The organism is Oribacterium sp., assembly GCF_057249185.1.
This window is the reverse complement of sequence record NZ_DBHIGR010000105.1, coordinates 1-7,727: the sequence shown is the minus strand read 5'-3', so window position 1 is coordinate 7,727 and position 7,727 is coordinate 1. Positions and strand designations below refer to the sequence as shown.

Annotated in this window: 8 protein-coding genes; 1 reads left to right on the top strand and 7 read right to left on the bottom strand. The window is 44.8% G+C overall.

Annotated elements, in window-relative coordinates:
• The 7 genes from ACO4PX_RS06860 to ACO4PX_RS06830 all read right to left on the bottom strand — a co-directional run.
• Positions 1-368: aminotransferase class V-fold PLP-dependent enzyme (locus ACO4PX_RS06860; RefSeq protein ID WP_485572074.1), on the bottom strand; the 368-nt coding region annotated here is incomplete at its 3' end.
• The gene (locus ACO4PX_RS06855) at positions 368-1,423 is read right to left on the bottom strand and encodes a SufD family Fe-S cluster assembly protein (RefSeq protein ID WP_485572073.1); all 1,056 of its coding nucleotides are present in this window, start codon (positions 1,421-1,423) and stop codon (positions 368-370) included. The genes ACO4PX_RS06860 and ACO4PX_RS06855, both read right to left, overlap by 1 nt.
• A gap of 12 nt (positions 1,424-1,435) precedes the next feature.
• Positions 1,436-2,851 carry a Fe-S cluster assembly protein SufB gene (gene sufB, locus ACO4PX_RS06850; RefSeq protein WP_315369605.1) on the bottom strand — a complete coding sequence of 472 codons (1,416 nt, stop codon included), beginning with the start codon at positions 2,849-2,851 and terminating at the stop codon, positions 1,436-1,438.
• A gap of 30 nt (positions 2,852-2,881) precedes the next feature.
• Entirely contained in the window at positions 2,882-3,628 is a 747-nt protein-coding gene (gene sufC, locus ACO4PX_RS06845; RefSeq protein ID WP_314668612.1) for a Fe-S cluster assembly ATPase SufC, read from the bottom strand.
• 320 nt (positions 3,629-3,948) lie between these two features.
• Positions 3,949-4,281: a DUF1667 domain-containing protein gene (locus tag ACO4PX_RS06840; RefSeq protein WP_472470896.1), complete on the bottom strand. Its 333-nt coding sequence runs from the start codon at positions 4,279-4,281 to the stop codon at positions 3,949-3,951.
• An 89-nt stretch (positions 4,282-4,370) separates the two neighbouring features.
• The gene (gene glpK / locus ACO4PX_RS06835) at positions 4,371-5,873 is read right to left on the bottom strand and encodes a glycerol kinase GlpK (protein ID WP_485572072.1); all 1,503 of its coding nucleotides are present in this window, start codon (positions 5,871-5,873) and stop codon (positions 4,371-4,373) included.
• A gap of 34 nt (positions 5,874-5,907) precedes the next feature.
• The gene (locus tag ACO4PX_RS06830) at positions 5,908-6,954 is read right to left on the bottom strand and encodes a radical SAM protein (RefSeq protein WP_485572071.1); all 1,047 of its coding nucleotides are present in this window, start codon (positions 6,952-6,954) and stop codon (positions 5,908-5,910) included.
• Positions 6,955-7,095: 141 nt separating this feature from the next.
• On the opposite strand from ACO4PX_RS06830, the gene ACO4PX_RS06825 reads away from it, so the two are divergent.
• A complete protein-coding gene (locus ACO4PX_RS06825) occupies positions 7,096-7,581 on the top strand; it encodes a peptidylprolyl isomerase (RefSeq protein ID WP_007156382.1) in 486 nt (161 codons plus the stop codon).
• Positions 7,582-7,727 lie beyond the last annotated feature (146 nt).

The following is a 7,727-nucleotide window of genomic DNA, read 5'->3' as shown; positions in this document are numbered from 1 at the left end:
TGCTCCGAAATCGGAAGCATGATTTCATCCCCCTCCTGCAAAAAGGCTCTGCCATAGGTATAGGCGATAAGATTCAATCCCTCGGTGGCATTTCTTACAAAGATGATTTCCGCGCTTTCCTTCGCATTCAGGAACTTCGCCACAGCCTCCCTCGCCTCTTCATAGGCTTCCGTAGCCTTTAAAGAAAGCTCGTAGAGCCCACGGAGAGGGTTGGCATTTTCCGCATGATAATAATGCTCCATTGCTTCCAAAACCTGCTTTGGCTTCTGGGTAGTTGCCGCATTATCCAAGTAGGCAAAGTTTCCTGTTTTGAAAATAGGAAAATCTTCTTTTAATTTTTTCGCCAATTCCTCTCTTGCCAATTCCATTATTCCTCTTCCTTACCCTTTCCTCGGATAGTCTCCTCAATATATACCTGAATATTCTTATCGGAAATGCTGTGAATAACATTTTCCATTCTGGCTTCCGCCATCAGCTCATAGGTGCTTTCCAAATCCATACCCCTACTTTGCATATAAAAGACACTGTCCTCGTCCAAACGACCGATGGTAGCACCGTGGTTTCCTTCCACATCATCCTCATCACAAAGAATGACCGGGATGGTCTGATTTACCACATTGTCATCCATCAAAAGTACATTTTCCTGTTCATTACCGCAGGCTCCCTTTGCCCCATGCTTTAGGTCAATGGTGCCCCGGAAAATTTTAAAGGCTTCCCCTCTCAGCACACCGTCACAGTAAATATGCGATTCACTCTTCTTTCCGAAGTGATTTACCAAAAGGTTGTAGTCCGCTTTTTCCTGCTTCTCTAAAAAATAGCCAAGATGCAATTCCGCCTCACTTCGATTTCCTAAAAGGTCAGCCCGATAGCCCATATGGGCACTCTTTCCGCAAAGATGAATTGCGCTAAGCTTTACCTTCGCAGATTCCTGAAGCTGCAAAGATAAGTCATCATAGCTTCGGAACCCATCTCCGAACTTACTCACCAAAATCAGATTCAGCTCCGCGTTCTTTTCCAAAATAAACTTTTCCTGTAAATAAGCGGATCCTGTCGCCTTCTCCTCTGATTCTCTATGCAAGAAGAGAGTAAGCTTTGCCCCCTCCTCCAGATAGAAACGAAAGGAAGAATGCTGGTTCTCTTTACTCTCATAAAGAAAATGCATAATCATGGGAGCCTTGGCTTCACCCTTTTTAATGCGATAGCCGATACTTTCACAGCCGTCTTCCTTCGCAAGACCGGCTAATTCCTCTCCCAAACCGCTTACTACTTTAGAGAAGTCTCCCTCTCCTCTAGTGGCCTCTTCTTCTATTTCAGGTGTAAAGGATTGAAATGCGCCCTCAATCTTAATTTTACTTTCATTCATTTTCAGCCAGCGAAATGTAGGAACCGGCATCTTATTAATAAGCAATTCTTCTGTACGCACAATTCCTCCTTCCTAGCCGATGGCTCCAACCATCTCTAAACGAATCAGGTTGTTCATCTCCACCGCATACTCCAAAGGCAGCTCCTTGGAAACGGAGTCCGCAAATCCGCTGACAATCAGAGACTTAGCCTCCTCCTCGGGAATACCGCGGGACATCAGATAAAATACCGCTTCATCGGAGATTCTTCCAATCTTTGCCTCATGCCCCACATCCGCCTGATTGGTACGAACATCAATGGCGGGAACCGTATCGGAACGGGACTGGTCATCCAGCATCAAAGACTGACAGGATACCGCAGACTTTGCATTTTTCGCCTGATTTTGAATCACCACCGCAGAACGATAGGTGGAAATACCGCCGCTCTTGGAAATAGAACGGGTATTGATATAAGAACTGGTGTTTTTACCGATATGCACCATCTTGGCTCCGGTATCCAGATTCTGCCCTGCTCCCGCAAAGGTCACGCCGGTGAACTCCGCCCTGGCATTGTCTCCCTTTAAAATGGTCATGGGGTAGAGGTAGGAAATATGGGAACCGAAGGAACCGGAAACCCACTCCATAATACCGTTTTCTTCCACTCTGGCTCTTTTGGTGTTTAAGTTATACATATTCTTAGACCAGTTCTCGATGGTAGAATAGCGAAGCTTTGCATTCTTTCCAACGAAAAGCTCAACACATCCCGCATGGAGGTTCGCCACATTGTACTTCGGTGCGGAACAGCCTTCGATAAAATGTAACTCCGCTCCCTCATCCACGATGATTAAGGTATGTTCAAACTGTCCTGCTCCCGGTGCATTCAAACGGAAATAGGACTGAAGGGGAATCTCAACATTTACCCCCTTGGGAACATAAACGAAGGAGCCTCCGGACCATACTGCCCCGTGAAGAGCTGCAAACTTATGGTCTGTCGGGGGAACCAGCTTCATAAAATGCTTCTCAATCATTTCCCCGTAGGGACCGTGAAGGGCGGACTCGATATCGGAATAAACCACACCCTTAGCCGCTACCTCTTCCTGCAGGTTATGATATACAAGCTCCGAGTCATACTGAGCGCCCACACCTGCTAAGCTCTTTCTCTCCGCCTCCGGAATACCGAGTTTTTCAAAAGTATTCTTAATATCTTCGGGAACCTCTTCCCAGTCCGCGGACATCTTGGTTTTCGGCTTAACATAGGTCACAATATTGTCCATGTTCAAGTCGGAAATATCCGGTCCCCAGTTGGGGATATCTGTCTTATGATAAACTTCCAGGGCCTTCAGACGGAAATCTCTCATCCACTGAGGATCATTTTTCTTATCCGAAATCTCCTCTACGATTTCCGGTGTTAAGCCCTCTTTGATTTTATAGAAGTCACTGTCTTTTTCTTCATATCGAAAATCATATAAAGAACGATCAATATCTTGAACTTCTGTTCTTTCCTTTGCCATACTATCCTCTAGCTTTCCAAATAAAAGGCTTTATTCCTTCTCCAAAAAAGATTCAAAACCTTCGTTGTTGATTTTATCTACCAGGCTTCCGTCTCCCTCAGCCTTCATCACACCGTTAATCACCACATGCGTCTTATCTACTGTCAAGGACTCTAAAATTCTTGTGGAGTGGGTGATAATTAAAAGGGAGCCCTCCATATTCTTCTGATACTCCTTGATTCCTTCGGAAACGGTTCTTACCGCATCCACATCCAGTCCGGAATCAGTCTCATCCAGAATAGCGAGACCGGGCTTTAACATAAGAAGCTGTAAAATCTCCGCCTTCTTCTTCTCTCCACCGGAGAAGCCCACATTCAAATCACGCTCTGCATAGCTGTGATCCATTCCCAAAATATCCATGGACTTCTTTAGCTCCTTACGAAAATCCCAAAGGCGGATTCTCTGTCCAAAACGCTGTTCCATAGCGGAACGAATGAAGTTTCCAAGGCTTACTCCCGGAACCTCCAAGGGATTTTGGAAGGAAAGGAAAATTCCTCTCTTAGCTCTCTTATCCACAGCCTCATGGGTAATATCTTCCCCGTCAAAAAGAATCTGTCCATTGGTAATACTGTAGCGTGGGTTTCCCATAAGAGCATTGCCCAAGGTGGACTTTCCTGCTCCGTTTGGTCCCATCAGCACGTGAGTTTCTCCCTTATTGATGGACAGGTTCACATTCTTTAAAATTCCTTTTTCTTCTACTGAAACGGATAAATCTTTTATCTTTAGTAATTCCGCCATATTCCCTCCAAATATATAAAGACCTTTCTGTCTTATCATTAAGATGCTTCGACTTGCCACCGAAAACCAATCTGCACGAAGGGTACGGTTCCATTCCGTGATTCTTTAATTCTGAACCAATAACAACAATTCATAACATCTTCTTGACTATGTTTCGGATTATAAACGAGGCAAAATCAAGTGACAATACTATTCCTAGTAATTTTATAGGATTATAAGAAAAAAAACAAAAGAAGAGGAAAAAAGCCTGTAATATCAAGCCTTTGCCTCTTCTTTTGGTTATCTGTAACTAACTTTTAACATATCCCCCATTCACAGTTTTAGCGTATACTTTTCAAGGCTATTAAGCGAACTCCGGTTTGACAGAAGTCATTTACCAAAACATCTCCGATTCGGATGGGTATAGGTACTCGGAAGCCCTTACAGAATGCCTCCGCCTCTGAGAATTTCTCCTTGGGAATGGCTTTTTCCGTCTTTACCGGAAGAAATTCCTTAGAACCGATTAGGCGAATCTCTGAAAGAAAGCTAGCCTTGGTCTCTGAAATCTCTCTTTCCGCAAAGGCCTTTCCTCTTCCACATCCATTGCCTGTGACGGAAATCAGTCTGTTTCCTTCGTAGCTGACTTCCAAGGTACAGCCTCTTCTACAGTTCATACAAGTCATCTTGGTTTCCAAATTTATCCCTCTTTCCGTAAGTAAAAATCCATTGTCAAAATATTCTTTTCCTCTAATGCTCTTTTCTTTTAATCTTCTTTACCGAAGCCGAAACTTGCTTCCAATGCTTTTTTCCAGCCCCGTACTTTTTCTTCTCTTTGCTCTCGTGTCATCTTGGGAAAGAACTCCATTTCCACATGATGCCGTTCCTCCAGGCTGTCCATAGATTCATAGAGTCCTACAGAAAGTCCCGCAAGATAGGCCGCTCCCAAGGCGGTCGTTTCAATAGAACGGGGACGTATCACGGAGGCTTGCATCAAATCCGCCTGAAACTGCATAAGGAAATTATTGCCGGAGGCTCCCCCATCCACTCGAAGACTTCTAAGACGCTGTCCCATATCCTGCTCCATGGCCAAAAGCAGGTCTCTGCTTTGAAAGGCAATGGACTCCAAGGCGGCTCGGATTATGTGATTTTTATTCACACCTCTGGTGAGACCGGTAATACTTCCCCTGGCAAAGGGGTCCCAGTAGGGCGCGCCCAGTCCGGTAAATGCAGGCACAATATAACAACCGTTACTGTCCTCCACCTTGGAAGCAAAATACTCCGAATCCTCCGCCTTATCCAGCATGTGCAGCTCATCTCTTAGCCACTGAATGACTGCTCCTCCTACATAAACCGAGCCCTCTAAAGCGTACTGCACCTTCCCGTCAATGCCCCAGGCAATGGTACTCAGCAAGCCGTGTTTTGAAAGAATAGCCTGATTTCCTGTATTCATCAGCATAAAACAGCCTGTACCGTAAGTATTTTTCACATCTCCCTTTTGGAAGCAGCATTGTCCGAAAAGAGCTGCCTGCTGATCTCCAGCCACTCCACAGATAGGAACAGGCCTTCCCAAAAACTCCGGATCCACCTCACCGAAGAAGCCGGAGGAGGGATTCACCTTGGGAAGCATAGCCTTGGGAATTCCAAAGAAGGACAGAAGCTCCTCATCCCATTCCAAGCTGTGAATGTTAAACAGCAGTGTTCTTGAGGCATTGGTATAATCCGTAACAAAACAGTTTCCCTTACTCAGCTTGTACATCAGCCAGGTATCCACGGTACCGAAGCAAAGTTCTCCCGCCTCCGCCCTTTCCTGAGCCCCCTCCACATGGTCTAAAATCCAGCGGATTTTCGTGGCGGAAAAATAAGGATCAAAAACCAGACCGGTTTTTTCCCGAATCTTTTCTGAAATCTCCGGATGGGCTTTTTGTGCTTCCTTTATCCATTCCGTAGTTCTTCTGCACTGCCAAACAATAGCAGGATAAATGGCCTGTCCCGACTTTCTATCCCACACAATGGTACTTTCCCTTTGATTCGTGATACCGATGGCAAGTAAAGCCTCTGAGGGAATTCCGGATTTTTCCAGACATTCTCTTGCTACCGCCAACTGGCTTTGCCAGATTTCATTGGGATGATGCTCCACATAACCGGGTTTAGGGTAATACTGGGGAAACTCCTTTTGTGCCTTCAAAACCGCCTCTCCCTCTTCGTCAAAAAGGATGGCTCTGGTACTGGTAGTGCCCGCATCTAAGGCCATGATATATTTTTTCATTTTGCTTCCTTTCTACAAGCTATTTTCAACTGTTTTATGGACGAATTCTCACTTCCGTAAATTCCGGAATAAAGCTTTCTTTGGCACTTTCTTCCTCTTGCATATAGGCGTTTTGAATTCCCAGTTCTTCAGCATAACGAATCCATTTTTCATACTCTTTTCCGTAGACTCGACGGTCAATCTCCGGGTAAGCCTCAAGATTTCCATAAGGAATATATTGCCGGAGTAAACTATATAAAATATTTTCTCCGTACTCTTCATAGGCATACTTCAGAACTTTTTTCGCCTGATATACCTGATTGGGCAGGAGCAAATGTCGAAGAATCACACCTTTTTGTAAAAGCCCCTCCCTATACTCAAGTTCGGGACACTGTCGTACGCACTCCGCCAGAGCTTCCTTCGCCCTGATTGGGTAGTCCTTTGCCTTGGAATAGCGTAAAGCCGAGTCTTCCCTGATATATTTAAAATCAAAAAGATAAATATCAATAAGCCCTTCACAACTTGCCAATACCTCACTGCTTTGATAGCCGGAGCAGTTCCATACAAAGGGTAGGCTAAAGCCTCTTTTCTTAGCCAAGCTGATCGCCTCTAAAATCCCCAGAAGATAATGCTCTCCCGTAACCAGATTGATATTGTGACAGCCCAGCTTTTCCAAGCTTAGAAAATGTTGATAAAGCTCTTCCACAGAGACCGCTTCTCCGATTTCTCCCCGAGAAAGCCTTTGGTTTTGGCAAAAGACGCAGGACAGGCTACAGTAAGAAAAGAAAATAGTTCCGCTTCCCTTGCTTCCGGAAAGACAGGGCTCCTCCCAAAAATGGGGAGCTGCTCTTCCGATATGCATAATACTTCCCGCATGACAAAATCCCCGTTCACCCTTAAGGCGGTTTACCTTACATTCCCTTGGGCAAAGTCTACAGGAAACATAAGATAGAATACTTTGTTTCTCTTCTCCCTGTATGGTATTAGATTTTTCTTTCTGTACTGTATTAAATTTCTCTCCCTGAACTATCTTAGGTTTTTCTTCCTGGACTATCTTGGATTTTTCTTCCTGTATTTCCTCTATTTCCCGGATTTTCTGCATTTCCTATATTTTATCCTCGTTTTTCGCGGTTTTCTATTTCAATCCCCGCTTATTCTATCTAAGTCCGGCTTGTAAGCCCTCTAAAAAGCTGATACAATTCCTTTGATTTCACAATAATTTATCAAAACAAAGGAGTATATTATGGCAAATCCTATTGTACGCATTACGATGGACAGTGGCAAGGTGATTCGTTTGGAGCTGTATCCCGAAACTGCCCCCATTACCGTAGAAAATTTTTTAGACCTGGTAAAGAAGGGCTTTTATAACGGACTGACCTTCCACCGTATTATTTCCGGCTTTATGATTCAGGGAGGAGACCCGGACGGAAACGGTATGGGGGGCCCAGGTTACAGCATTAAGGGAGAGTTCAAGAGCAACGGTGTAGACAACCCCTTAAAGCATGAAAAGGGTGTGATTTCTATGGCTCGTTCCATGGATCCCAACTCTGCCGGCTCCCAGTTCTTTATTATGCATGAAGCAGCGCCCCACTTGGATGGACAGTATGCCGCATTCGGAAAGGTCATCGAAGGCTTGGATGTAGTGGATGAAATTGCTTCCGTAGAAACCGGTTTTCAGGATGCTCCTGTAGAAAAGGTAATCATGGAAAAGGTAGAGGTAGAGGAATAATTTATCCCTTGCCTATACTCGGAAGTTCCATGCGATTTCCTCAGACTATAGTATAAAAAATCCCCCTCTCCTGAGAGAGGGGGGAACTATGGCTATAAGCCGGGTTATGTCGAAAATGGTCATCTATCTAGGACTTATGTCGCCAT

Bases quoted from the DNA above. Each gene is read 5' to 3' on its own strand.
- sufB (WP_315369605.1), bottom strand. From the start codon at position 2,851: ATGGCAAAGGAAAGAACAGAAGTTCAAGATATTGATCGTTCTTTATAT.
- glpK (WP_485572072.1), bottom strand. From the start codon at position 5,873: ATGAAAAAATATATCATGGCCTTAGATGCGGGCACTACCAGTACCAGA.
- ACO4PX_RS06830 (WP_485572071.1), bottom strand. From the start codon at position 6,954: ATGCAGAAAATCCGGGAAATAGAGGAAATACAGGAAGAAAAATCCAAG.
- ACO4PX_RS06840 (WP_472470896.1), bottom strand. From the start codon at position 4,281: ATGAACTGTAGAAGAGGCTGTACCTTGGAAGTCAGCTACGAAGGAAAC.
- ACO4PX_RS06825 (WP_007156382.1), top strand. From the start codon at position 7,096: ATGGCAAATCCTATTGTACGCATTACGATGGACAGTGGCAAGGTGATT.
- sufC (WP_314668612.1), bottom strand. From the start codon at position 3,628: ATGGCGGAATTACTAAAGATAAAAGATTTATCCGTTTCAGTAGAAGAA.